Genomic DNA, 22,643 nt, shown 5'->3' with positions numbered 1-22,643 from the left:
CGCCATCAGGTGTACATCTGCTTTTTGCGTGCGCGTGTGTCACCCGTGGCTTGGGCTGATCCATCATGATAACTGCCGAACCAACGATCCCAGGGCATCTCAACCGTGCCATAGTTGCATTCAAAATACCGGTGATGCAGCTGGTGGAAAAACACCCCCGCCTTGGCCTGACGTTTGTCGTTCACGACAATCTCTTCAAACCCGGAATGGGAAAAGACAGGGTGCGTGGACTGGACGTAGCCATGAAACAGAACGTGCAGCGGATGGCTGGGCACGACAAAATGGATCAGGAAGTTTGTGTAAAACAGCAAGTGTTCGACCGGGTGCATCGAAATCCCGGACCACGGCCCGACATTGACGTTCCGGTGGTGCAGGGAATGGGCCAGTTTATAGAGCGGCGGCCAATGTAGCGCGCGGTGTATCCAGTAAAAATGAAAGCTCGACCAGATCGGGATCAGCACGAAAAACGCAATAAACCACAGCGGGTTACCCGGAAACAGCATGGCAGGCGCATAGCCATTCGCCATCGCCCAGAACACCAGCACCTGCGCCGCGGTCCAGAGGGTGATGCCGCTGGCAATATGCCAGAACATATTGTCATGGACCTGATTGCCAAAGGTGAAGGTGCCGTTGCTGCGCGCCTGATCGCGGGGATCGTATTTGGTTTTGTCGCCCTGTCCTTTGCGCATGATCAACCAATAATGCAACGTGCCCGCGCAAATGACCTGCGGGATCAGATTGGCAAGCCAGACCTTGGCCACCCAACCCCATGCCAGCACCTGCATCTCAGCAAGGTCAGGCAGAACAAGGAAATAGGCGATCAGCGCAAAAACCAGACAGAGCGTCGTGGTCGACACCTCAAGCCAGAAAGCCGCATACCACCGAAAGATGGCCGCTGGTTTGGGCGGCCACTGAAACAATGGATTCTGCGCCAGCGGGACTTGCGGTCGAAAGTTCCAGCGCCCCGCCTCGCGGTTCTCTGGATCACTGGGCATAGGTCGATCCCTCCTCATCCAGAATGGCCTTGAGTTCCGCCAGATGCCGCAGATCCTGTTCGGGATATTCTTCGATCTCGCGCGCGGTTTTCTCGGCGACATCATCGGGCAGCACCCGCAACGGCCGCCCTGTTTGCAAGGCGAGCAGATAGGTCTGGCAGGCGCGCTCAAAATAGAACATCCGGTTGAAGGTATCGGCCACCGTATCGCCAATCACCATGATGCCGTGGTTGCCCATGACCATGACCTTTTTCCTTGGGTCATCAAACAGCTGCGCACAGCGTACGCCCTCTTCTTCAAAGGCCAGCCCGCCGTAGTTTTCATCGACAACAACGCGATCAAAGAACATGCAGGCGTTCTGATCGACGGGCGGCAATCGGCTGTCAGCCAGCGCTGCAAGCGCGGTCGCATAGGGCGAATGCACATGCATCGCGCAGCGCGCGTGGGCACAGTGCCGGTGCATTCCGCCATGCAGCCCCCAAGCCGTGGGGTCGGGTGCATCCGGCCCGTTCATCGCTTCGGGATCATCGACATCCACAACCAACAGATCCGACGCCTTGATACGTGAAAAATGCATCTGATTGGGATTCATCAGAAATTTCGTGCCACTGTCGTTGATCGCAAGGCTGAAATGGTTGGCGACGGCTTCATGCATGTTCAGCCGTACGGTCCAGCGAAAGGCCGCCGCAAGGTCTACGCGCTCCTGCCAGTTGTCCATATTGGGGTGCAGTTCAGTTACAGACATGGGTCAAGTCCTTTGATCGGGTCGGACATATGACAACACCCAGACGCCTTGTTTGACCAACGAAAAAAACGTACATCATGCATAAGTTAAACTAATGGATGCGTTATATGACTGATCTGCCGCCCTTAAACTGGCTGCGGGCCTTTGAGGCTTCAGCACGCAACCTCAGCTTTACCGGGGCTGCGCGCGATCTGAACATGACGCAAAGCGCGGTCAGCCAGCAGATCAAATCCCTTGAGGGGTTTCTGGGCCGCCCGCTTTTTCACCGTCACGCAAGATCACTTGAACTCACCCAAACCGGCCAGAGCTATCTGCCAGTTGTCAGGGATGCCTTCCGCACATTGGCGCATGGCACCCGTGCGCTGACACGAAACGAAACAAACGTGCTTCATGTTCAGAGCAACCTGACGTTTGCGGTGAACTGGCTGTCACCGCGACTTTCGACCTTTCGGGCAAAGCATCCCGAGGTGCAGCTCAGTATTTCCACCGAATTATGGGAGCCGCGCGATATGGCCGACGGGGCGGATGTGGAAATCCGCTATTCCTTGCGCCCATCGGACCAAGTCTATGCTGAGCTTTTGGCAACCGATCATTACTATCCGGTCTGTCGGCCCGATTTCCCTGCTCACTTGGAAACGCTGCACGAAAAGCCGCTTTATGACTGTCTGAACATGATGGGCACATGGGCCGTCTGGGTAGAGGAGTGCGGGATGGACTGGCCGAACCCGCCGGTCACCTATGCCTCAACCTATTTATTGCCGTTGGCGGTGGCACAGGCAGGGGGTGGCATGGCTTTGGCCCATGACCTGATCGCCAAAAGACTGATCGACACCGGCGCGCTGATTGCGCCCTTTGCACATCGCGCCCGGATGCAGGAGGCCTATTACCTCATCCAGTCGCCTCAGGCTCAGACCATGCCCGCCGCGCAGGCCTTTACCCACTGGCTGCGCGACGCATTGGCGGTGGAACAGAACGCTCAAAGCGGCCGGCTGGGCACCCAGGCATAACCGTCGTCGCACAGGATGTAAGCCTCGCGCAGGCCGTGCGGCTTGTCCGCAGGCTCTTGCAAAACCATCGCGCCGCGCGCCGAGGCCCGCGCAACCGCTGCATCAGGGTCGGTGTCGTAAAACCTGATCTCGACACCTGCACCGCGCGGGGGGGTTTCGGGCAGCAGACCCAGCAAGGGATTGGCAGAATAAGTGGCATCACTATGGAGCTGAAATACGTCGCTCCCATAGGTTACGATCGCAAAATCATCGCTCAGGCGGTGAATGCCGACGTCAAAGATATCCACAAGAAACGCGCTGGTCACCCGCACATCGCGCACCAGCAAGTTCAGTCCGATGCCGCGCAAGGATTTGCCGAAATCCTCCGCTGACACTGTTTCATAGTCCATCTTTGGGCCTCCCGTCTTGAACATCGTCATAAGCCATGGCACGGAAGGACATGACGCATCACATTTTTTCCTCCTGGCCCGACACAGCGGCAGATCTGATTGCCGTCGCGACCGGCAGAATGGCTGCCGATATGCTCATTAGGGGCGGCAAATGGGTCAATGTCCATACCCGCGAAGTGCTGGATGGATATGATATTGCCATCATCCACGGGCGCATCGCCTGCGTGGTCCCGGATGCCACGAACTGCACAGGGCCAGACACGCAGATCATCCGGGCAAACGGGCGCTACATGATCCCCGGCCTGTGCGATGGTCATATGCATATCGAGTCCGGGATGCTGACGCCCGCTGAATTTGCCCGCGCGGTGATCCCGCATGGCACCACATCCATGTTCACGGACCCTCATGAGATCGCCAATGTTCTGGGACTTGAAGGTGTGCGAATGATGCATGACGAGGCGCTGATGCAACCCGTCAACATTTTCACCCAGATGCCATCCTGCGCGCCCTCGGCACCGGGGATGGAAACCACCGGGTTTGAGATCACCGCCGCCGATGTGGCTGATGCCATGACGTGGCCCGGTATCGTCGGTTTGGGTGAGATGATGAATTTTCCGGGCGTGTCGAATGCCGATCCGAAAATGCTGGCGGAAATTGCGGCAACGCAGCGCGCGGGCAAGACGGTGGGTGGACACTATGCGTCACCAGACCTTGGACCAGCGTTTGCAGGTTACGTCGCGGGGGGACCCGCCGACGATCACGAAGGGACCTGCGAGGCGGACGCCATCGCGCGCATGCGGCAGGGGATGCGGTCGATGATCCGGCTTGGCTCTGCGTGGTATGACGTGGAAAGCCAGATCACGGCGATCACCGAAAAGGGTCTCGATCCGCGCAACATGATCCTGTGCACGGACGATTGCCATTCGGGCACGCTGGTCAATGACGGTCATATGAACCGGGTCGTGCGCCACGCTATTGAATGCGGTTGTGACCCGCTGGTGGCGCTTCAGATGGCGACGATCAACACCGCCACCCATTTCGGGCTGGAACGCGAGATCGGGTCCATCACGCCGGGGCGGCGCGCGGATATTATCTTGACCTCAGATCTGAGAACCCTGCCAATCGAAACGGTCATTGCCCGTGGACAGGTCGTGGCGGAAGATGGTCACTGTCTTGTCGAATGTCCGCACTTCGACTGGCCCGCTGCGGCCCGCCAAACCGTGCATATGGGCAAGACGCTGGAGCCGGATGACTTCACGATCAACGCGCCCAAAGGCGCCAATGCGGTGACCGCGAACGTTATCGGTGTGGTGGAAAACCAAGCACCGACCAAGGCGTTGAAATTCGAACTGCCAGTGACCGAGGGGCGGGTGCAAGCCACCGGTGACGTCGCACAGATCGCATTGGTTGAGCGGCACCGCGCCACCGGGTCTGTGACCAATGCCTTTGTTTCAGGCTTTGGGTATGAGGGCCGGATGGCCATGGCCTCGACTGTGGCCCATGACAGCCACCACATGATTGTTGTCGGTACCGATGCCGAGGATATGGCGCGCGCGGCCAACCGGCTGGGCGAGGTCGGCGGCGGCATTGTGCTGTTCAAGGACGGTGTTGAACTGGCGCTGGTCGAATTGCCCATCGCAGGTCTGATGTCAGATCGCCCCGCTGCTGAAGTCGCCGCAAAGGCCGACAAGATGATGCAGGCCATGCGCGACTGTGGCTGCACCCTGAACAACGCGTATATGCAACATTCCCTCTTGGCGCTTGTTGTGATCCCTGAGCTTCGGATTTCCGATCTCGGCCTTGTGGATGTGCGCACCTTTGAATTCATACCTGTGATAGAGTCCCCCACATGAGCGAAACCATCACCCCCGACAGCCCGGCCGCCGAGGTCTTTCATGATGCTGCAGCCGCAGTGGCCCGGCTGGAAGAACTTTACACACAGGCGACCGGCTTTCTCTGTACGCATTTTGCGCAGGCCATGCGCGAAGGCGCACCCGCGTGCCGCGTCCGGGCTTTTTATCCTCAAGTGGAGTTTGAAACCTCAAGTTACGCGCATGTGGACACGCGATTGTCCTTTGGTCATGTCTCTGCGCCCGGACGCTATCGCGCGACGATCACGCGCCCTGATCTGTTTCGCAGCTATCTGACACAGCAAATCGGTCTGTTGATTGAAAACCACGGGCAGCCAGTCACGATTGGCCCATCTGAAACGGCAATGCCGGTGCATTTCGCCGTCGCAAGAGATGCAGCGATCACCGTCCCGCAAGAAGGGGCCGCCGAGTTTACGCTGCGTGATGTCTTTGATGTCCCTGACCTCAGCACCACGAACGACGATATCGTCAACGGCACATATATCCCGACCGACGGGATCGCGCCGCTCGCGCCCTTTACCGCGCAACGTGTGGATTATTCGCTGGCGCGGCTGGCGCATTACACGGCCACGGATGCTGAGCATTTTCAGAACCACGTGCTGTTTACGAATTACCAGTTCTATGTGTCTGAATTTGAGGCCTACGCCCGCGCGCAACTCAAGGATGCAACCTCCGGCTACACGGCGTTTGTATCCACGGACAATGCTGAAATCAACGATTGCGATGGGGTACTGCCGCCCAGCAGTAAAACGCCCCAGATGCCGACCTATCACCTGAAGCGGGCGGATGGGTCGGGGATCACGCTGGTCAACATCGGTGTTGGACCCTCCAACGCGAAAACCGCCACGGACCACATTGCCGTGTTGCGTCCGCATGCGTGGATCATGGTCGGTCACTGCGCGGGTTTGCGCAATTCGCAAGCGCTCGGGGATTTTGTGCTCGCCCATGCCTATCTGCGCGAGGACAAGGTGCTGGACGATGACCTGCCGGTCTGGGTTCCGGTGCCCGCGCTGGCCGAGATACAGATCGCACTTGAGCAGGCGGTGGCCAAGGTCACCGAACTCGAAGGCTATGAGCTGAAGCGCCTGATGCGCACCGGCACCGTGGCCAGCCTTGATAACCGCAATTGGGAATTGCGCGACCAATCCGGCCCTGTGCAGCGGCTCAGCCAGTCGCGCGCGGTCGCACTTGATATGGAAAGTGCCACGATTGCGGCGAACGGGTTTCGCTTCCGGGTGCCCTACGGCACGCTTTTATGTGTGTCAGACAAGCCGCTGCATGGAGAGTTGAAACTGCCCGGCATGGCGTCAGACTTCTATAAAACGCAAGTTGTGCGTCATCTGATGATCGGTATCCACGCGATGGAACAGCTGCGATCCATGCCGCTGGAACGCATTCACAGCCGGAAACTACGCTCATTTGAGGAAACAGCGTTCCTCTGAGGGGGGCAAACCGTTAAAAACAACGAAAATCGGCATGTTTTTCGTTAATTTTGGCACCTAATCGTTGTGTTCATCCACAACATACGGGTAGATTCGCGAAATGAGGCCCTACTCATCGGGCAGCGAAGGAGAATAAAATGGCGAAACCAATGACAAAGACCCAACTCGTTGCCGCACTGGCAGAAGAGATGGACACAGACAAGAAATCTGCAGGCGCAGCACTGGACGCAGTTTGCAACCTCATCACCAAAGAAGTGTCCGGCGGTGGTGCTGTGACGCTTCCCGGTGTTGGCAAAATCTATTGCCGCGAGCGTCCAGAGCGTATGGTTCGCAACCCGGCAACCGGCGAACAGTTCAAGAAAGACGCTGACAAAGTGGTCAAGATGACCATTGCAAAAGCGCTGAAAGACAGCGTGAACGGCTAATCGCCAAACACGCGAACTCTTGAAGGGTCACCTGCGGGTGGCCCTTTTTTATGCCTGCAGCATCTTGCGTTTTGTCTGAGGCATGAGCATCGCAAGACGCCTCCGACCAAAGAAACGGGCAGCGACTTGTAATTCAAATTGAACGCAAAGTGCCTTAGCGCTCAGCCAGAACCAGACGCAGCGCGAGCCCCAGAAACACCACACCCGCCACCCGGTTCAGCGCGACCTGCGCCCTCGGGCTGTTTGAGAGCCACGTGCCAAGAAAACCTGCCGCCCCGGCAATTGTGCAAAACACAACGAAAGCACACAGCACGAAGATTGCCCCGAACAGGAAAATCTGAGCCGTGACCGCACCGCGCAGCGGGTCTGCGAATTGCGGCAGGAATGCGAGGAAAAAGATCGCAACCTTGGGGTTCGTCAGGTTCATCACCACACCGCGCCAATATAAGCGCGCCAGGGGCGTCCTTGGTGCCTGCGCCTGATCAACAGGTGTGGCGGGGGCGCGAAAGGCCATGATCGCCAGATAGACCAGATAGCCCGCCCCCACGAGCTTGAGCACGGTAAAGGCAATCACTGACGTCTGAAAGATCACGGCAACGCCCAATGCGACCAATGTCGTATGCACCATCACGCCTGTCATCAGCCCCAGCGTGACCATGACGCCCGCCATCCGCCCGTAAAGCGCGGATTGAGTCAGTACAAAGATATTATCCGGCCCCGGCGCAAGCGCCAGAGCCACGCTGGCCGCTGCGAATATCAGGACTGTGTCAGGGGGTATCAGCATGGCGGCCTTTCGTTTTCACATCAGCGGTGAAACTTTGATCTGCCGGTGATGTCAAGGGCAGCCCCGCCTGCTTGTATCCCGGTGCTTTTTCGGAAATGGTCCGCTGGAAAGTCACTCATCGGTGTAACGAACAAAAATGGACATCCGCGCAATACTGATGGGGCTGGCTTTTTCGCTGATGTGGTCATCGGCCTTCACATCCGCGCGCATCATCGTCGCCGACGCTTCGCCACTGGCGGCTTTGACCCTGCGCTACCTGATTTCAGGGCTGTTGGGCGTCGCAATTGCCCGTGCCTTGGGTCAGTCATGGCACCTCACCCCCGCACAATGGCGCGCCACGATCATTTTTGGGGTGCTGCAAAACGGCGTTTATCTGGGCCTGAATTTTGTGGCGATGCAAACCGTGCAGGCCTCGGTCGCTGCCATCATCGCGTCCACCATGCCGCTTTTGGTTGCCATGGCGCTTTGGATTGTGCTGGGTGAACGCCTGCGTCCGCTGGGTATCGCAGGGCTGGCAGCGGGCATTGTCGGCGTCGGGCTGATCATGGGCGCGCGCATCACAAGCGGTGTGGACCCCTTTGGTCTTGTCCTGTGTTGTATTGGCGTTGTGGCCCTGACAATCGCGACCCTATCGGTGCGCGGTGCCACGTCTGGCGGTAATTTCTTGATGATCGTCGGGTTGCAGATGCTCGTGGGCTGTCTGGTGCTGGCCCTTGCGACGGCGATTTTCGAGACACCGCATGTCACACCAAGCTGGCGGCTTCTGGCGGCATTCAGCTACACGACACTCATCCCCGGGCTGGCAGCCACATTCGTCTGGTTCTGGCTGGTGAACCGGATCGGGGCAACCCGCGCGGCGACGTTCCACTTTCTCAACCCGTTCCTTGGCGTCGCAACCGCCGCGCTGTTACTGAGCGAGCCGCTGGGCCAGCAAGACATACTGGGCGTTGTGGTTATCACGCTTGGAATTTTGGCGGTCCAACTGTCGCGACAGCAAAAAACATAAAAACCTTTTCAGGCTGCGAAAAATCTCGTTAGCCTTCTCCGTGATCTTTTGAAAGTCACCGAGATGCCTGAACCCAGCAGCACCAGAGCCTATGCATTCGTCCTAATCCCGGGGTATTCGCAACTTGGGTTTGCCTGCGCACTCGAAGCACTGAGCCTTGCCAACCGCTATCCCGCAGGTGGCCCCTGTTACAGGTGGCGATTGCTGAGCGAAACAGGTGAACCCGTTGCAGCTTATAACGGGGTGAAAATCGGCGTAGACGGCGCGCTCACTGAGTTGGACCGACATGAAACCATCGTCATTTGCGCAGGTGAGGATGTCGGCAACGCAACATCAAAAAGGCTGATCCACTGGCTGCGGCGCGAGACACGACGCGGCATGGACTACGGTGCCTTATCCTCCGGAACCTATGTGCTGGCCCTTGCCGGGTTGTTATCAGGCAAACGCGTGACAACCCATTGGGAGTACCGCGCCGCCCTCACCGAAAGCCTGCCAGATGTGATTGTCGAAGATGCAATCTTTTCCGTTGATGGGTCGACATTTACCACGGCGGGGGGGGCCGCATCCATGGATATGATGTTGCAACGCATTCAGGCAGATCATGGTGTTGAGTTGGCGACATGGGTCGCTGACCAAATGGTCTATACCGATCCGCGCCTGCCAAACCACACCCAGCGCGCGGCACTGCATACAAGGTCACAGGTGCGTAACGGCAAGCTGGCAATGGCGTTGCAAGTCATGGAAAACAACATCGAAGACCCGCTGACCCCCGAAGAAATCGCAACCATCGTTGAGTTGTCCACCCGCCAGTTGGAACGATTGTTTTCAAAGTACATCAACGTGTCCCCCAAGCGGTATTATCTGAAACTGCGGCTTGAGAAAGCGCGCGACCTGTTGCGCCAAACGGACCTCTCGGTCACGGATGTCTGCGTGGCCTGCGGGTTCAAATCCCTGTCACATTTTTCAAAAAGCTACCGTACAGCCTATGGCATCAGCCCGGGCCTTGAAGATGGAAGTGCCAAACTGGTCTGGCGCGGCGGCCTCTAGACCTTGCGAAAACAGGCAATCACCCCCGCATCCAGCGCATGGGATATCTGCGCCCCTGCGCCGTAAATCGGCACTTCTTGCGTTTGAAAATCGTAGATTTGGGCGCCGAGCCCGCCGAATTTCGCGCCAAAGCCGCGTGTCTCGTAAAGCTCCGCCTTGATGGTCAACACAAACAGCGCCCCACTTGCGGCCACACGCATCAATTCGCCAAGCGCTTCGGGGCCGACATGCCCATGGGTAAACGTCCCGGCGCTGACAACTGACCCATAGCTACCGTTGGCAAAAGGGAGCTTTCCCGTCAAATCACCCTGAACCAGTTTACGGTAGACACCTTTGGACCTCGCAACAGACAGCATCGCAGAGGAGATATCGAACGCATCTATCAAACAGGTTTTGCGCGCTGCGATGGCCTCAGCCACCAAACCAGTCCCTGCCCCTGCATCCAGAACCGGACCATGACCACCTTGTTCGTGGAAAACCTGCGCGACCTGCTGGGGGAATACATAGTCGCTCGCTGCGGCAAAGCTCTCGTCATATGTCTTGGCCCAGGACGCATAAAGTGCTGCATTCTCCGCCGGGGTCCGGACGGAGTACGCAGCTTCAAGATCCAAGCGTTCGTCTTCTTTTTCCTGCGTCAAAACTCACCCCCGACCTGCTTTTTCCAGAAGCCCCTCAACCGTCTCGGTTATTTCACGTGACATCGGTTTGGTCTGCGAACCCCAGGTTTCCACGACTTCCCCGTCCAGCCCGATCAAAACCTTATTGAAGTTCCAGCGCGGCACAAACCCGGTTTCCGCGCGTACTTCCTGATAAAACGGATGTGCGTTCTTACCCCGGATGCGCGTGATGTCCGCCATCGGCATGTCCAGTCCATAGTTCATCTCGCAGAACTCCTTGACCTCCTGTGCACTACCAAGCTCTTGGTTGAAATCATCTGATGGAATCGCGAAAACCACAAGACCCGCGTCGCGGTAGGTGTCGTAGAGCTTCTGCAGCCCGGCGTATTGGCCCGTAAACCCACATTGCGATGCGGTATTGACGACCAGCACGGGCTGTCCCGCCCAATCGGCCATTTCCAGATAACCGCCGTCGATGGATGCAAACTGGTGATCACGTGCGCCGGCCCAAACCGAGCCTGCGGCAAATACGGCGGATACGACTGCCGCCAATGCTCTTTTCGAAGTCCTCATCGTCGCCTCCTCCAGTGTTATCTGGAATATAGGGTGCCCCGACAAAAAGACACGTCGGGCCGCTTGTGTCAGTTCCCCCCTTTTCTTTACGGGTTTTACGCCCATTTATTAAGGCAACAATCAAAAGGAGTATTCCATGGCCAAATATGCCAAAACGCAGGAGGCGATAGACCGTCTGTCCCCCGAGGAATATCGCGTTACCCAGCAGGATGGGACGGAGCGTCCGGGCACGGGTCCGTTACTTGGAAACAAGGAACCCGGTATCTATGTCGATATCGTTTCAGCCGAACCACTTTTTGCCTCCGCTGACAAATATGAAAGCGGGTGCGGCTGGCCCAGCTTCACCAAACCCATTGAGCCTGCAAACGTAAATGAATTGAAAGATGCGAGCCTCGGCATGGTACGCACTGAGGTCCGTTCCCTGCATGGTGACAGCCATCTTGGCCACGTCTTTCCCGATGGGCCGCGTGATCGGGGTGGACTGCGGTACTGTATTAACTCAGCATCGCTGCGGTTTGTGCATCGCGATGACATGGAGGCTGAAGGCTATGGGGACTACATCAATCAGGTGGAGGACGTAATATGACACAGGAACGCGCAGTACTGGCCGGTGGGTGCTTTTGGGGCATGGAGGATTTGATCCGCAAGCGAAAGGGCGTCATCTCGACCCGCGTTGGATATACCGGCGGCGATGTAGCACACGCAACATACCGTAATCACGGCACCCACGCCGAAGGCATTGAGATCATGTTTGACCCCGCCGTGCTGAGTTACCGTGACGTGCTGGAGTTGTTCTTTCAGATACACGACCCGACCACGCTGAACCGGCAGGGCAATGACGTCGGTCTCAGCTATCGCTCTGCGATCTACTACGTGGATGAAAACCAACAGCGCGTGGCGCTCGATACGATTGAAGACGTGAACGCCTCTGGCATCTGGCCGGGAAAAGTCGTGACGGAAGTCGAACCAGTGGGTGACTTTTGGGAAGCCGAGCCTGAGCATCAGAATTATCTGGAACGTTTTCCAAACGGGTATACTTGCCACTTCCCGCGCGCTGACTGGGTGCTGCCAAAACGAGACAGCGCAACACAAGCAGCCGAATAACAGCGCGCGAGAGGCATCCAGAATTGGAGGCCTCTCGCGTTATCTGATCCGAAAACAAACACGATCTGTTAACGAATGCCTGTCATAACCACTCTCGGGTAGGGGTGCCCACGAGTGAGGTGTGAGGGTTATGGGGTCCATATTTTCAGGGTTTCGGTTCAAGGTTGGGCGTAAGAACGAACCGGCGGAAAACGCAGGCCCCTCCAAAGCAGATCAGGCACATCTTGATGCGATCCAAGGCGCTGAGGCGTCAGGGAGCGGAACTGCCGTTGGTGGCGCATCTGTAACGCTGGCCGCCTTGACCGGCTACATGCGCCCCCAACAGGCCGAGGCGCAAGCGCCCGTTACCGAGACATCCGCGCCTGCCTCCGGGGGGGCCACCGCAACCGCAACGCCACAGCACCTGGTCTCAGAGGGCTCATCAGAACCGAATGCGCCCCCTCAAAGCGATTCCGTCAACCTCAGCGAAGGGTCGGCCGCCTCCGCAGGCTCTGGCCGCACCCCGGCCTCTTTGGATCTGGAGCAGCCCGCGCAAACTGCGCCAAGGTTTGACACGGCAGCAGATCAGATCACCGACGCCCCTGCACCCGCAAGCCCGGGCGTCCGGAACGGGTTGCCCGAAGGAGGATCAGACGGCTCTGCGAAACCTCAGCCCACCGCGTCGAGGGCGGCCACCGGGCAGGAAACGCCTCAGCTTTCCACAGAAACGGAGACTGAACCCACAGCCCAGACTGTAGAGGTCGACGACACGCCTGCCCTGTCCGCAGTGGGCGGCACAGTTGACGAAAACGTCGCGGGCGCCGTTGTTGGCACCGCTGTTGGAGTGGCAGCCGACCCAGGCGACGCCGTGACTTATCACGTCGATGACGCACGTTTCGAGGTTGATGGAAATCAGTTGAAGCTGAAAGATGGCGTCGATCTTGACTACGAAACCGATGGGGCTGTGGTTAATGTCGCGGTAACCGCCACAGACAGTGAAGGTGCCAGTTCCACTCAGACGGTATCGGTCACCATCGGCGATGTAGCAGAGACGGTTCAGTTGGCCGACAACGGTGTCACCTTCGCAGATACCGGGATCGCAGAAACAATGATTTTGGGCGGCAGCGGCGATGATGTGATCACTGCCAATGCCGATGGCCCTGAGGCCAAAGACGGAACAGATGCGGTGCTGTTGATGAATTTCACCGATACCGGAACAACGGCAGCAGACAGCAGCGGCAACGACCGGGATGGCGTTTACCGCGGCGATGCAACGCCTGGCGCGACGGGTTGGGACGGTACTGGCACAGCCGTCACGCTCGACGGAGACAACGACTACGTCGAAGTGCCCCCGAATACCGCTTACGCACTCGAAGCAGGTACTATTTCGATCCGGTTCAATGCGGATAACCTGAACGACCAGCAGTCGATCTTCTCGCGCGATTCAACACATTACGATGGCGGCGGCCATATTTCTGCGTGGCTTAAGTCGGACGGTTCCGTCGAAGTCAGGCTGCAGTCCGACAGCAGCAATACCTACCTGCGCTCTGAACCGGGCACCGTGGAGGCTGGCGACTGGGCGCATGTCGCCTTTAGCTTTGGTCCCGAAGGTGCTGCGCTGTTCCTTGACGGCGTGCAGGTTGATACAGACAGTTATACAGGCGGCCTTGTCGGCAACGACGAACCCTGGACACTTGGCGCTTCGCAAAACCGGAGCGGCGACGGCGTCGCAACTAACCTCAGAGACCACTTTGAAGGGTCAATTGATGAATTCGCCCTTTTTGATCGGCAGTTCGATACCGCAGAAATGGCGGAGTTGGAAAGCGAAGGCGTAACATCGTTCGAACGCTACCAGATTTCCGGCGGTGCGGGCGATGACCAACTGATCGGTGGTGCGGGTGATGAGCGACTATATGGCGATGCCGGTGACGACACGATCAAAGGCGGTGCTGGCGATGACAGGCTGTACGGGGGTGACGAGGTCGGTGCCGACGCCGTTGTCTTAATGCACTTCGAAGACGTTGGAGGCACGTCAGCTGACAGTAGCGGCAATGCCCGGGATGGCCTTTACCGTGGCGGAGCCACGCCCGGCGCGACAGGTTGGGACGGTACAGGAACGGCCGTGGCTCTGGATGGGACTGATGACTACGTCGAAGTTCCGCCCGACTCCGCCTATGCCCTTGATGCAGGGACGGTTTCTATTCGGTTCAATGCGAATAACCTTGACGACAAGCAGACCATTTTTTCGCGCGATTCCACTCATTTTGACGGGGGCGGCCACCTGACAGCCTGGCTCAATACCGATGGCTCGATTGAAGTTCGTCTGCAATCTGACAGCGGCAACACCTTCATGCAGTCCGACTCCGGCACAGTGACAGCCGGCGACTGGTCCCATGTCGCAGTCAGCTTTGGCCCGGAAGGTGCCGCACTATTTCTTGACGGTGCCCGGGTTGATACGGACAGCTATACAGGCGGCATCACCGGCAACAACGAGCCTTGGACGTTGGGGGCATCCCAATGGAAAAGCAGCGATGGAGCCGCTGACAATCTGCAGCATTTCTTTGACGGTGCCATCGATGAATTCGCCGTCTTCGACTACCAGCTTGAGACATCAGAGGTTGCGGCAATCGAAAGTGGCGGCATAACCATGGGCGGTCATGACAACCTCTTCGGGGGCGATGGGAATGACTATCTGAAAGGCGGGGGCGGGAATGATGTGCTCTCTGGCGGTGCGGGGAACGATACCCTCTACGGTGACGGTGGCGACGATATCCTGTCGGGTGGGCTTGGCGACGATGTCTTGTACGGGGGGGCAGGCGAAAACACGTTTCTGGTTGCCGCATCCGAAGGGTCTGACATTGTTGCTGGCGGTGCGTCTGGCTGGACACAAACCATCGAACTTCTGGACACCTCCGGCGGTGCAAATGTCGCGGGCAACACCGTAACTGGCAATGGATGGACAATGGTTCTGGATGCAGGATCAAGTGTTGAAGGCCAAAGCGCTGAGGCATTGGCGCTTTCCGAGGATGCCGCCGGGGTGATCACCTTTGATGCCGGTGGGATCGTGGAGTTCACGGAGATCGACAAGATAACCTGGTAGCGGGTAACCCAAAATTATCTGTTTGTGCGTACCGTAAGCCCCTCGAATTAGGAGTTTACTGGCGCATGGAACGTGGATTGGACTTACGCCGCCTGCGGCGCAACCCACATATCGTGGTCGCTTCCTTGTGCGCAAATGTTCTTGGTCTTGCGCTGCCTTTGGCGATGATTCACGTCTATGACCGGATCATCCCAAGAGAAGGCTATGCGACATTGGCCGTGTTGGCCGCAGGCCTCGCGACGGCGGCACTCGCCGACTTCATGATCCGACTGGCACGTGGCAGATTGATGGCCACCGCCAGCAACCGGTTCGAGACTGAGGCATACCACCGCGCCTTTCGCAACCTTCTGGAGAACAGTACACGCCTTAAAAACGTCGGCCCCGGTGTGCTGCACGACCACGTGGAAAGCATTGAGCGCGTGCGCAAACACCACGCGAGTGAAGCCGCCGCAGCAATGCTTGATCTGCCATTCATTGTGCTTTTCATTGCGGTGATGGCTCTGATATCGCCTCTTTTAGGGGTAAGTGTCTGTGTACTCGCACTTCTGTCGATGGGCATTGTCTGGTTTCAGCGGCGCAAGATTCTGGAACTCAACACTTTTCGGCAGAACAGGGACCAACAACGCCATTCCTTTCTGATGGAGGCGATTGACGGTGTCGAGATGATCAAGAGCCTCGGGATCGAGGATTTGATGCAACGCCGTTACGAGCGGCTGATGTCAGTCAACGCCATCATCACCCATGATCTCAGTCGCCGCGTGACGCTCACGCAAGGCATTACGTCTTCGATCGGGTTGATGGCGCCAGTTCTTATGGCCGGGGTCGGATCGTTTCTGGTCATTGGCGGGCAGATGTCTGTTGGCGGGGTCGCCGCCTCGGTATTGCTCACCGGGCGCGTCATACAGCCAATGCTGCGCATAGAAGCCCTGCTGGCCGGTGAAGCAGATGTTAAAAGGTCTGAAAAACAAACCAATGAACTGTTGCAGACAGATGCTGGTTCTTCGGGCGTCAAAAAGATAGATCAAATTGACGATATCGTTCTGCACGACGTGACGATCGCCCCTCATCCCAACCAAAAGCCTCTTTTCGAAAACGTCTCGCTCAGTCTGCGACGCGGCGACTGCATAGCATTGGTCGGCGCTGACGGATGCGGTCGAAGCACTCTGCTGTCAGTCTTGGCGGGCAGAATTCGCCCGACCTCGGGAACAGTGCACATCAATGGGTTGACGCTCGACGATATCAATCCGGAGGTTCTGTGCGACCGGATCAGTACCTTGTCACCAGATTATACAATGCTCGACGGTACCTTGCTGGAAAACCTCACTGCATTCGATGTGCCGCGACATCAGACACAAGCCTTCAAACTCGCCGAAGAGCTTGGAATATCGAGCTTTATTTCCCATCATGCCGACGGGCTGTCCCTGCAAGTTGCCGCCCGCAATGCCAATAGCCTGCCCAAGGCGATTCACGACGGTGTCGTCCTCATTTCAGGATTGGTCCGGTGTCCTGATGTCATCCTCTTCGATGAAGCAAATGTGGGTCTTGACCGCAGCATCGATCAAAACATGTTGCAAGTCCTACGTCGACGGATACCCGACGCGATAATCGTCATGGTCACCCACAGACCCTCATACATGGCTCTCGCGAACCGTGTCCTGCGCATCAAAGATGGTCACCTCATCAAGGACGAAGTCGCGCCCTCAGAGAGGTCGATGGCTGGATGACACACACCGCTCCTCTCAAAGAAGCACCCGACGCTCAAGACACTGCCTCTGTCTCAGTGTCTGACAGCGACCTGATCGCTTCGGCCACTGTGAAATGGGAAAATGATAGCAATTACGATGCATTGAGTACCGGTTTGCAAACCGGACGATTTGGCGGATTATCGTCGCACACAAATGCTGGCGAAGCGGTCGTTGAGGTCTTGCGCCGCTGCAACTGGCCGGTTGATTTCCGAGACTTTGCTGCGGCCATCCCGCATTTTTTGCCTGAGCTCAATCTAAACTCAGCCCGCGGCATCCTGCGCCATCTCGGTTTCGAAACGAGTGAAGACAGCCTACGCGGACGCAACTTGCAGCACTTGCCGAACGGATCTTTCGTCGTCTCTGCCAGTGAGGATATCTGGTTTGTTGCCGTCGGCGACGATGGTCGATTTGTGTTACGCGACCCTGCGACCGGACAAGAGCGACCTATCCGGCAACGGCGCCTCTATCGCTGCTTGCGCGTAAAAGAATCCGCCTTGAAACCCAACGCCACATCTTGGTCAGGCAGTTGGATCAGCAACACGATCCATCGGTTCGCGCCCGAGAACCGGACAATACTGCTCATTATTTTCCTGTCCAATACACTTGTCGTCATTGCGTCACTTTCTGTCGGATTCATTTTCGATAAGGTCCTGCCTGCCAAAGCATTCGACACCCTCGTGGCTTTGCTGGTTGGTATCGGCATATTACTTTGCGTCGATCTGCGTCTGCGTCGGATCAAATCGAGGATAATCGCACAGGTATCTGGACGCATAGAGTATATTGTCAGCAGCACCCTGTTTGAACGTCTGATGGCCTTTCCGCTGGAGATGGTGACCGGGTCCTCTGCAAGCGATCAGATGAACCGTCTCAAACATTTCGAAACGGTACGTGATTTCTACGCAGGACCATTTGTCGCCGTTATCTTTGAATTGCCATTTGTGGCGATTTTATTGGCTGCGATGTTCTTTCTGGATCCGGTCATTGGGACGATTCTGCTCAGCTTTGTCGCGCTCTATGCAGTGGTGGGCGTCGTTTTTTACCCAAAAATTTCGCGCGGTTCCAGAGAACTGGGTCAGCTGCACAACGAATGTATGCGTCTGCAGGAGGAAACTCTCAGCCAACGCCATCAGATCGTCGCACGCGGTTTGGGTGCGGTATGGAGCGCGCGGATCACGCCACGTTTTAGCGCTTTGAGCCAGGCGCGGCACCGACTGGACGCGATCTGGCGCATACTCAACAGCCTGATTACAGTTGCAACGCCACTGGCAATTGGCTGCGTAATCTTCGTTGGTGCGCTGCGTGTGATATCCTCCGATTTAACCGCAGGCGTTCTGATCGCCTGTACAATCATATCCGCCCGACTGCTGAGCCCGGTGCAACAAGCATTGCTGCTCGCGGTTCGTGCACCTGATCTTTTGAACCTCTTCAAACAGATCGATGTCATGATGCGTATCAAAGGTCGGCACCAATCGGGTCATTCACAGTTGGCGGTCGGATTGGACCACAGTGGCATCGCACCTGATATTCACATAGACAGCCTAGTCTTGAGATACCCACGGTCGGTCACGGCGGCACTCAAAGGGATCAGCGTAAAATTTGATGGCGGGTCATTCATCTGCATCACCGGAGAGGCCGGATCGGGTAAGTCATCTCTGCTGCGCGCGATCACGGGACAGTATTCTGCACAAAACGGGACCGTGATGATTGGGCAATCTAATGTAAACCAGTTTGACACGCGAATGCGGGCCAAATTGATCAGTTACCTTGGCCATCAATCCTTGCAAATACATGGCTCACTGGCTCAAAACCTTCGCCTTACAAAGCCTGATGCCACGGACGCAGAACTGCGTGCCATCACGCAAGAACTATCACTTTTGCAGAGTATTGAAGATCTTGCCGATGGCTTTGACACCAGATTCAGTCACGCAGATCGGCATCGGTTTTCTCCTGCTTTCCGCACCAAATTTGCAGTCGCTCAAATTCTCCTGAATTCCCCCAAGGTTCTCTTGCTCGATGAGCCAGAAGCAGGCCTGTCAGACGAGGATGAAGCCGCGATCCTGAATGCAATCAGGAGGCGGGCAGGCCAGGTAACCTGTCTGCTGGTTACCCATCGACCCAGTATCATGCGCCAAGCCGATAAGGTCTTGCTTCTCAATGCTGGCCAAATTGCGTTTTTTGGCGGGCACGAAAAACTCCAATCGAGGAGCGCTTAACATGCTGAACAGATTCTCCCGCCGCACAAAAAGCGAAAAACTGGGCAATGTTCCATCGTCCGCCATCGCCAGTTCTTCCAATGTCACTGCGAGCCCACATTTGAGCGAGACACATGATGGCGGCTATGCCAAGTCCGTAATATGGACAATCGTTCTCGCCGTTGGAGCTTTTTTCTATTGGTCATCTGTGACGCCTGTTTACGAAGTTGTGACCGGGGAGGGGACCATCAAGCCCGAAGGTTTATCCACCCGGATTGAACACCTGGAAGGAGGCATCGTTAACGAAATTGCTGTGCAGGACGGGGATATCGTGCAGCCTGGGCAGCTCATACTGCAACTGGACACGCAGATCATACAATCCGAGTTAGCGCAAATCGACACGCTTTTGACACAAGTGCAGGAGAGTATTGCTCGTTATGAGACGATCAGCGCCATCAGTTTCGTTACGCTTGATGACGCGGAGTTAAGACAAATGACGTCAATCTCGATCATCAGCGAAGTCAACTACCGTCTGTCGCAAATACAAACGATCCGCTCGCAAAAATCGGTTGCAAGCACCGAACAACAGGCCATCCATGCTAATATGGAGAGCCTGCGTCAAGAACTAGCAATCCAACAAGCACAATTTGACCGCTATCAACGCGCCGGATTCAATGGAAGCGTGTCCCTGAACCGTCGCGAAGAATTGCAGCGCGAGAATTTGAGGTTGGAAAGCAGTATCGCGCAATTGTCCGGTGAGGTACGCATTTTGGATGCAAGGATCGAACAGCTGGAATCCAGCGAGAGGGAACTGATTGCACAGTTTCGGAGAGATGCAGCGCTTCAACTTGACGAAAAGCGTACAGAACTAGCCGGTTTGCTGGAAACCCGCACAGCGCTGAACTTTCAAATACAGCGAAGCCGAATTGTAAGCCCCGTCTCTGGTATGGTGAACGCGATTTCGGTTCAAAACCTCGGAGAGGTGGTTCAGCCAGGCGAAGTCATTGTCGAGATCATCCCCTCGACAGGCCAGACTTTCGCAGAAATCGAAATCGCCGCCGATAGAATTGGTGGGGTAACACCTGGCAGTTCTGCCAGCGTCAAAGTTCTGACATATGATTTTACCAGATATGGCTCGCTGGAAGCCGTAGTTGAGCATATCTCACCCTCGAGCTTTACAAAGGAGAATGGTCAAACTGTATTTCGCGTCCGGCTTGGCTTTCAATCTCTGACAATTACCAATGTCGGTCAGATGCCAGACGGGCGCAAGGTAACGCCCGGAATGACCGTAGTGGCTGACATAAAATCTGAGGGCAGAACAATTTTATCTTTCCTGCTCAAACCTTTACGTATAATTTCGGATCGCGCTTTGACCGAGGCATAAAAAGCCAGCACTAAAAATGGAACAGAATTCAATACAGTAGAGCGCAGCGCTCGGCACTTGACCTTCAGTCACAAACACCAAAGTAAATCACGTGTCTAAAGCGGCACCCAACCTCTTCAGTGACTAATCTTGCAGCACGCAGAAACTTCTCGCCTCGAACGAATTCAAGCTGGCCGCTGGGTGATTGCTCCGAAATTTGGGTATACTTACATATCGAATTTTCTCGAATGATTTCGGAGAAGTTACTCGTAAAGAGGTCAAACTACGGCAATGTGCGGATGGCGAAGATACTAAGCGAGGCTGAAAGCGGCGTCTCAGTTGCTGATTTGTACCGTGAACACAACATAAGCTGTAAACGCTTTCACAAATGTCGGTTCATATACAGTAGGATAGGTGCGAGCCCGATAACGCCGGCGAAAGCACTCAATGAAGAAAGCAAGCGGCTCAAAAAAATTTACCTAGAAGAGCCGGCAACGCTCTTTTCGCAAGGAAGCGCTTTGAAAAAAGCAGTGAGGCCATCCATCATCAATAGGACTCGCAACCAAAGTGTAAGCCATTATTCAAGTTAACACGGCTAAAAACTAAGGCTACCTCTATCTGCGCGACACAGCGGTTCCAATTGAGTGTAACCACCCGAATGAGATCGCTTGCCTGACTGCCGATTAGAAATGTAAGAGACATGCATAACGACGGGGTTATGATGCGTTTTGAGCGGAGGGTGTAACGCGACGCAGAGTTCTGGGGAGCTAAAGACGGTGGCAATGGAGTGATACAAGACGCCGTTGATTATATCATTCGTCGGGTTTGATGGGCAGCAGCAATTAGGCTTGCTCAAAGGAGCGACGTGACGCGCCAGCAAATTTACGCATCGCGGCGTGGTCCGAAGCAGTAGGGACTTTGGTCGCCGGAGCAAGCACGGCATCCGCGCCAGTCGATTTCCAGCTTGCCGACATGGCGCCACCTGATCCGAAAGCAGAGCGGCCTACTCCGGTCAAGCTTTGCTTGTCAAAACGGGCGCGGTCTTGGGTTTGACAGGGCCACGGACAAGATTGTGTTGAAGCGGCTGATGCACGCGGTGAAAAGAGCATAATCGGGCAAGACACCGGGGTTCAACAACATTTGACCTCTCGCGTGACGGCCATCGTCCAAAAGAACTGTGGTGTTGGCGACATTGACTCAGCATGCCCTGCACCGGAAGACCGACCATCGGGGCGGTATTTGCGTTCTCGGGCCAACGCGACGATCGGACCAAACTGCTAGATTGGGATGGCCAAGGCTTCTGCCTGATTTACAAAGTTTTACAACGGAGCCGGTTTTCATGGCCGAGCGCCAAAGATTGCTTTGCCCATCTGTCCTGCCCGCAGCTTTTGATGCTGTGGGAGAGGATCGATCGACGTTGTCTTTAATGGGGCGTATCGCCTGCACGTGTTGGGTGGTTTCGCGTCCGTATTTACGTTTTTTACATGGCGATCTGACCTTGCTTTTTGGTACTGAAACGTATGTAGAAGCCTGATAAAACCTCTCCTCCTCGGGAAAATGGCTTCGCTCAATGCCCTGCCGGGTAAACGGGTAACCCACAGAATGGAGCGCGATGAGCGCTGCATTGCAGGTTAAAATTGCCCGGATTGCACCTCAAACCGCCAAAATATCGGCGACTTCGCGAGTCCATGTTTCAATGGTTCAGGCGCTTGTCTTGTGGTGAGCGAAGATGTCAGCGAACTTCGCGATATGATCGCTGCCTTTCTTTGGCGTTCGTGGTTACTCGGTGAGTAGAGGGCTGAGTAACACCAGCCCCGGCCAATGATCTCGAAGTCGGTAAAATCTGTGTGCCAAACCGATAAAACGTGCTGCACTGTATGCCCAACATGTCGAGCGTCTGTTTGACCGGAAAATGCGATCCCTCAACCGTTCGGACGATCTTCAGTTTCTCGGACGCGGTGTATCTCAGTCTTCGAACTCCCCAGCCCCTGTCATGCTTTTTTTGGAGTAGGCGGTTCTCAGCCGTCAGGTCCGCCTCACGCTCATTCAATACCAGCGAGTCTGAACGAAGGTCTTTCACTTCCGGCGATGCGCTCTTCGCCACGCAATTTCGCTAAATCAATACAGAACCTCTCTCCCGCAGAATGGGTTTGCCGCGTCCTACGGTGAATGTTCTTGACCACTTTCTTGGCGGCGTCAGGGGTCTCCTGCCCATTCCCGTTTCGCAATCGATAGGATGAGCCCAAAAAACCTGCGTCG

20 protein-coding genes and 1 pseudogene are annotated in these 22,643 nt (G+C 56.1%); 14 read left to right on the top strand and 7 right to left on the bottom strand.

The window, feature by feature from the left end; translation table 11 throughout:
* Positions 1 to 5: 5 nt before the first annotated feature.
* Positions 6 to 995 (bottom strand): sterol desaturase family protein, encoded by a 990-nt coding sequence (locus RLO149_RS00355; RefSeq protein ID WP_013960049.1) that lies wholly within the window; start codon positions 993 to 995, stop codon positions 6 to 8.
* The gene (locus tag RLO149_RS00350) at positions 985 to 1,740 is read right to left on the bottom strand and encodes a class II aldolase and adducin N-terminal domain-containing protein (protein ID WP_013960048.1); all 756 of its coding nucleotides are present in this window, start codon (positions 1,738 to 1,740) and stop codon (positions 985 to 987) included. The genes RLO149_RS00355 and RLO149_RS00350 overlap by 11 nt, the downstream gene beginning before the upstream one ends.
* Before the next feature lie 107 nt (positions 1,741 to 1,847).
* Here RLO149_RS00350 and RLO149_RS00345 point away from each other — a divergent pair, with 107 nt between their 5' ends.
* On the top strand, positions 1,848 to 2,747 hold the full coding sequence (locus RLO149_RS00345; RefSeq protein WP_148264292.1) for a LysR family transcriptional regulator: 900 nt from the start codon (positions 1,848 to 1,850) through the stop codon (positions 2,745 to 2,747).
* Here the strand turns inward: RLO149_RS00345 and RLO149_RS00340 are convergent.
* The gene (locus RLO149_RS00340) at positions 2,717 to 3,136 is read right to left on the bottom strand and encodes a VOC family protein (RefSeq protein ID WP_013960046.1); all 420 of its coding nucleotides are present in this window, start codon (positions 3,134 to 3,136) and stop codon (positions 2,717 to 2,719) included. The genes RLO149_RS00345 and RLO149_RS00340 overlap by 31 nt on opposite strands.
* A 50-nt stretch (positions 3,137 to 3,186) precedes the next feature.
* On the opposite strand from RLO149_RS00340, the gene ade reads away from it, so the two are divergent.
* The 3 genes from ade to RLO149_RS00325 all read left to right on the top strand — a co-directional run bounded on the left by ade (position 3,187) and on the right by RLO149_RS00325 (position 6,874).
* The gene (gene ade / locus RLO149_RS00335) at positions 3,187 to 4,989 is read left to right on the top strand and encodes an adenine deaminase (RefSeq protein ID WP_013960045.1); all 1,803 of its coding nucleotides are present in this window, start codon (positions 3,187 to 3,189) and stop codon (positions 4,987 to 4,989) included.
* Entirely contained in the window at positions 4,986 to 6,449 is a 1,464-nt protein-coding gene (locus tag RLO149_RS00330; protein WP_013960044.1) for an AMP nucleosidase, read from the top strand. The genes ade and RLO149_RS00330 overlap by 4 nt, the downstream gene beginning before the upstream one ends.
* Positions 6,450 to 6,586: 137 nt before the next feature.
* Positions 6,587 to 6,874 carry an HU family DNA-binding protein gene (locus RLO149_RS00325; RefSeq protein ID WP_011566925.1) on the top strand — a complete coding sequence of 96 codons (288 nt, stop codon included), beginning with the start codon at positions 6,587 to 6,589 and terminating at the stop codon, positions 6,872 to 6,874.
* 154 nt (positions 6,875 to 7,028) lie between these two features.
* On the opposite strand, the gene RLO149_RS00320 is transcribed toward RLO149_RS00325, so the two are convergent.
* Positions 7,029 to 7,658, bottom strand: a complete 630-nt coding sequence (locus RLO149_RS00320; RefSeq protein WP_013960043.1) for a LysE family translocator — start codon at positions 7,656 to 7,658, stop codon at positions 7,029 to 7,031.
* Positions 7,659 to 7,794: 136 nt separating this feature from the next.
* On the opposite strand from RLO149_RS00320, the gene RLO149_RS00315 reads away from it, so the two are divergent.
* On the top strand, positions 7,795 to 8,664 hold the full coding sequence (locus RLO149_RS00315; RefSeq protein WP_013960042.1) for a DMT family transporter: 870 nt from the start codon (positions 7,795 to 7,797) through the stop codon (positions 8,662 to 8,664).
* A gap of 63 nt (positions 8,665 to 8,727) precedes the next feature.
* On the top strand, positions 8,728 to 9,711 hold the full coding sequence (locus RLO149_RS00310; protein ID WP_013960041.1) for a GlxA family transcriptional regulator: 984 nt from the start codon (positions 8,728 to 8,730) through the stop codon (positions 9,709 to 9,711).
* Here the strand turns inward: RLO149_RS00310 and RLO149_RS00305 are convergent.
* Complete coding sequence (locus tag RLO149_RS00305) at positions 9,708 to 10,349, bottom strand: class I SAM-dependent DNA methyltransferase (protein WP_013960040.1); 642 nt, start codon at positions 10,347 to 10,349, stop codon at positions 9,708 to 9,710. The two genes, RLO149_RS00310 and RLO149_RS00305, sit on opposite strands and share 4 nt — an antisense overlap.
* A 3-nt stretch (positions 10,350 to 10,352) precedes the next feature.
* The gene (locus tag RLO149_RS00300; protein ID WP_013960039.1) at positions 10,353 to 10,901 is read right to left on the bottom strand and encodes a glutathione peroxidase; all 549 of its coding nucleotides are present in this window, start codon (positions 10,899 to 10,901) and stop codon (positions 10,353 to 10,355) included.
* Between the two features lie 136 nt (positions 10,902 to 11,037).
* On the opposite strand from RLO149_RS00300, the gene msrB reads away from it, so the two are divergent.
* The 8 genes from msrB to RLO149_RS23905 all read left to right on the top strand — a co-directional run bounded on the left by msrB (position 11,038) and on the right by RLO149_RS23905 (position 21,918).
* Entirely contained in the window at positions 11,038 to 11,487 is a 450-nt protein-coding gene (gene msrB / locus RLO149_RS00295) for a peptide-methionine (R)-S-oxide reductase MsrB (protein WP_013960038.1), read from the top strand.
* A complete protein-coding gene (gene msrA / locus RLO149_RS00290) occupies positions 11,484 to 12,005 on the top strand; it encodes a peptide-methionine (S)-S-oxide reductase MsrA (protein ID WP_013960037.1) in 522 nt (173 codons plus the stop codon). The genes msrB and msrA overlap by 4 nt, the downstream gene beginning before the upstream one ends.
* 130 nt (positions 12,006 to 12,135) lie before the next feature.
* A complete protein-coding gene (locus tag RLO149_RS24320; protein ID WP_013960036.1) occupies positions 12,136 to 15,084 on the top strand; it encodes a LamG-like jellyroll fold domain-containing protein in 2,949 nt (982 codons plus the stop codon).
* 65 nt (positions 15,085 to 15,149) lie between these two features.
* Positions 15,150 to 16,808 carry an ABC transporter transmembrane domain-containing protein gene (locus RLO149_RS00280; RefSeq protein WP_013960035.1) on the top strand — a complete coding sequence of 553 codons (1,659 nt, stop codon included), beginning with the start codon at positions 15,150 to 15,152 and terminating at the stop codon, positions 16,806 to 16,808.
* Positions 16,805 to 19,042 carry a peptidase domain-containing ABC transporter gene (locus RLO149_RS00275; protein ID WP_013960034.1) on the top strand — a complete coding sequence of 746 codons (2,238 nt, stop codon included), beginning with the start codon at positions 16,805 to 16,807 and terminating at the stop codon, positions 19,040 to 19,042. The genes RLO149_RS00280 and RLO149_RS00275 overlap by 4 nt, the downstream gene beginning before the upstream one ends.
* Before the next feature lies 1 nt (position 19,043).
* Positions 19,044 to 20,405 (top strand): HlyD family type I secretion periplasmic adaptor subunit, encoded by a 1,362-nt coding sequence (locus tag RLO149_RS00270; RefSeq protein ID WP_013960033.1) that lies wholly within the window; start codon positions 19,044 to 19,046, stop codon positions 20,403 to 20,405.
* Positions 20,406 to 21,586: 1,181 nt separating this feature from the next.
* On the top strand, positions 21,587 to 21,811 hold the full coding sequence (tnpB, locus tag RLO149_RS24450; RefSeq protein WP_013960031.1) for an IS66 family insertion sequence element accessory protein TnpB: 225 nt from the start codon (positions 21,587 to 21,589) through the stop codon (positions 21,809 to 21,811).
* Positions 21,724 to 21,918, top strand: coding sequence for a hypothetical protein (locus tag RLO149_RS23905; protein WP_162470488.1), 195 nt, complete (start codon positions 21,724 to 21,726; stop codon positions 21,916 to 21,918). Before tnpB ends, RLO149_RS23905 begins: the two co-directional genes overlap by 88 nt.
* 318 nt (positions 21,919 to 22,236) lie before the next feature.
* Here the strand turns inward: RLO149_RS23905 and RLO149_RS24445 are convergent.
* Positions 22,237 to 22,479, bottom strand: a pseudogene (locus tag RLO149_RS24445) (IS3 family transposase); the annotation flags it as partial.
* Positions 22,480 to 22,643 lie beyond the last annotated feature (164 nt).

Origin of the sequence: Roseobacter litoralis Och 149 (genome assembly GCF_000154785.2) — a bacterium.
In the GTDB taxonomy this organism is placed as follows: domain Bacteria; phylum Pseudomonadota; class Alphaproteobacteria; order Rhodobacterales; family Rhodobacteraceae; genus Roseobacter; species Roseobacter litoralis.
The sequence above is the reverse complement of the archived record's forward strand: the minus strand, read 5'-3'. Positions and strand labels throughout refer to the sequence as shown.

Coding starts and splice junctions, on each gene's coding strand:
- RLO149_RS00355 (WP_013960049.1), bottom strand. CDS start 995: ATGCCCAGTGATCCAGAGAACCGCGAGGCGGGGCGCTGGAACTTTCGA.
- RLO149_RS00350 (WP_013960048.1), bottom strand. CDS start 1,740: ATGTCTGTAACTGAACTGCACCCCAATATGGACAACTGGCAGGAGCGC.
- RLO149_RS00345 (WP_148264292.1), top strand. CDS start 1,848: ATGACTGATCTGCCGCCCTTAAACTGGCTGCGGGCCTTTGAGGCTTCA.
- RLO149_RS00340 (WP_013960046.1), bottom strand. CDS start 3,136: ATGGACTATGAAACAGTGTCAGCGGAGGATTTCGGCAAATCCTTGCGC.
- ade (WP_013960045.1), top strand. CDS start 3,187: ATGACGCATCACATTTTTTCCTCCTGGCCCGACACAGCGGCAGATCTG.
- RLO149_RS00330 (WP_013960044.1), top strand. CDS start 4,986: ATGAGCGAAACCATCACCCCCGACAGCCCGGCCGCCGAGGTCTTTCAT.
- RLO149_RS00325 (WP_011566925.1), top strand. CDS start 6,587: ATGGCGAAACCAATGACAAAGACCCAACTCGTTGCCGCACTGGCAGAA.
- RLO149_RS00320 (WP_013960043.1), bottom strand. CDS start 7,658: ATGCTGATACCCCCTGACACAGTCCTGATATTCGCAGCGGCCAGCGTG.
- RLO149_RS00315 (WP_013960042.1), top strand. CDS start 7,795: ATGGACATCCGCGCAATACTGATGGGGCTGGCTTTTTCGCTGATGTGG.
- RLO149_RS00310 (WP_013960041.1), top strand. CDS start 8,728: ATGCCTGAACCCAGCAGCACCAGAGCCTATGCATTCGTCCTAATCCCG.
- RLO149_RS00300 (WP_013960039.1), bottom strand. CDS start 10,901: ATGAGGACTTCGAAAAGAGCATTGGCGGCAGTCGTATCCGCCGTATTT.
- msrB (WP_013960038.1), top strand. CDS start 11,038: ATGGCCAAATATGCCAAAACGCAGGAGGCGATAGACCGTCTGTCCCCC.
- msrA (WP_013960037.1), top strand. CDS start 11,484: ATGACACAGGAACGCGCAGTACTGGCCGGTGGGTGCTTTTGGGGCATG.
- RLO149_RS24320 (WP_013960036.1), top strand. CDS start 12,136: ATGGGGTCCATATTTTCAGGGTTTCGGTTCAAGGTTGGGCGTAAGAAC.
- RLO149_RS00280 (WP_013960035.1), top strand. CDS start 15,150: ATGGAACGTGGATTGGACTTACGCCGCCTGCGGCGCAACCCACATATC.
- RLO149_RS00275 (WP_013960034.1), top strand. CDS start 16,805: ATGACACACACCGCTCCTCTCAAAGAAGCACCCGACGCTCAAGACACT.
- RLO149_RS00270 (WP_013960033.1), top strand. CDS start 19,044: ATGCTGAACAGATTCTCCCGCCGCACAAAAAGCGAAAAACTGGGCAAT.
- tnpB (WP_013960031.1), top strand. CDS start 21,587: ATGCCCTGCACCGGAAGACCGACCATCGGGGCGGTATTTGCGTTCTCG.
- RLO149_RS23905 (WP_162470488.1), top strand. CDS start 21,724: ATGGCCGAGCGCCAAAGATTGCTTTGCCCATCTGTCCTGCCCGCAGCT.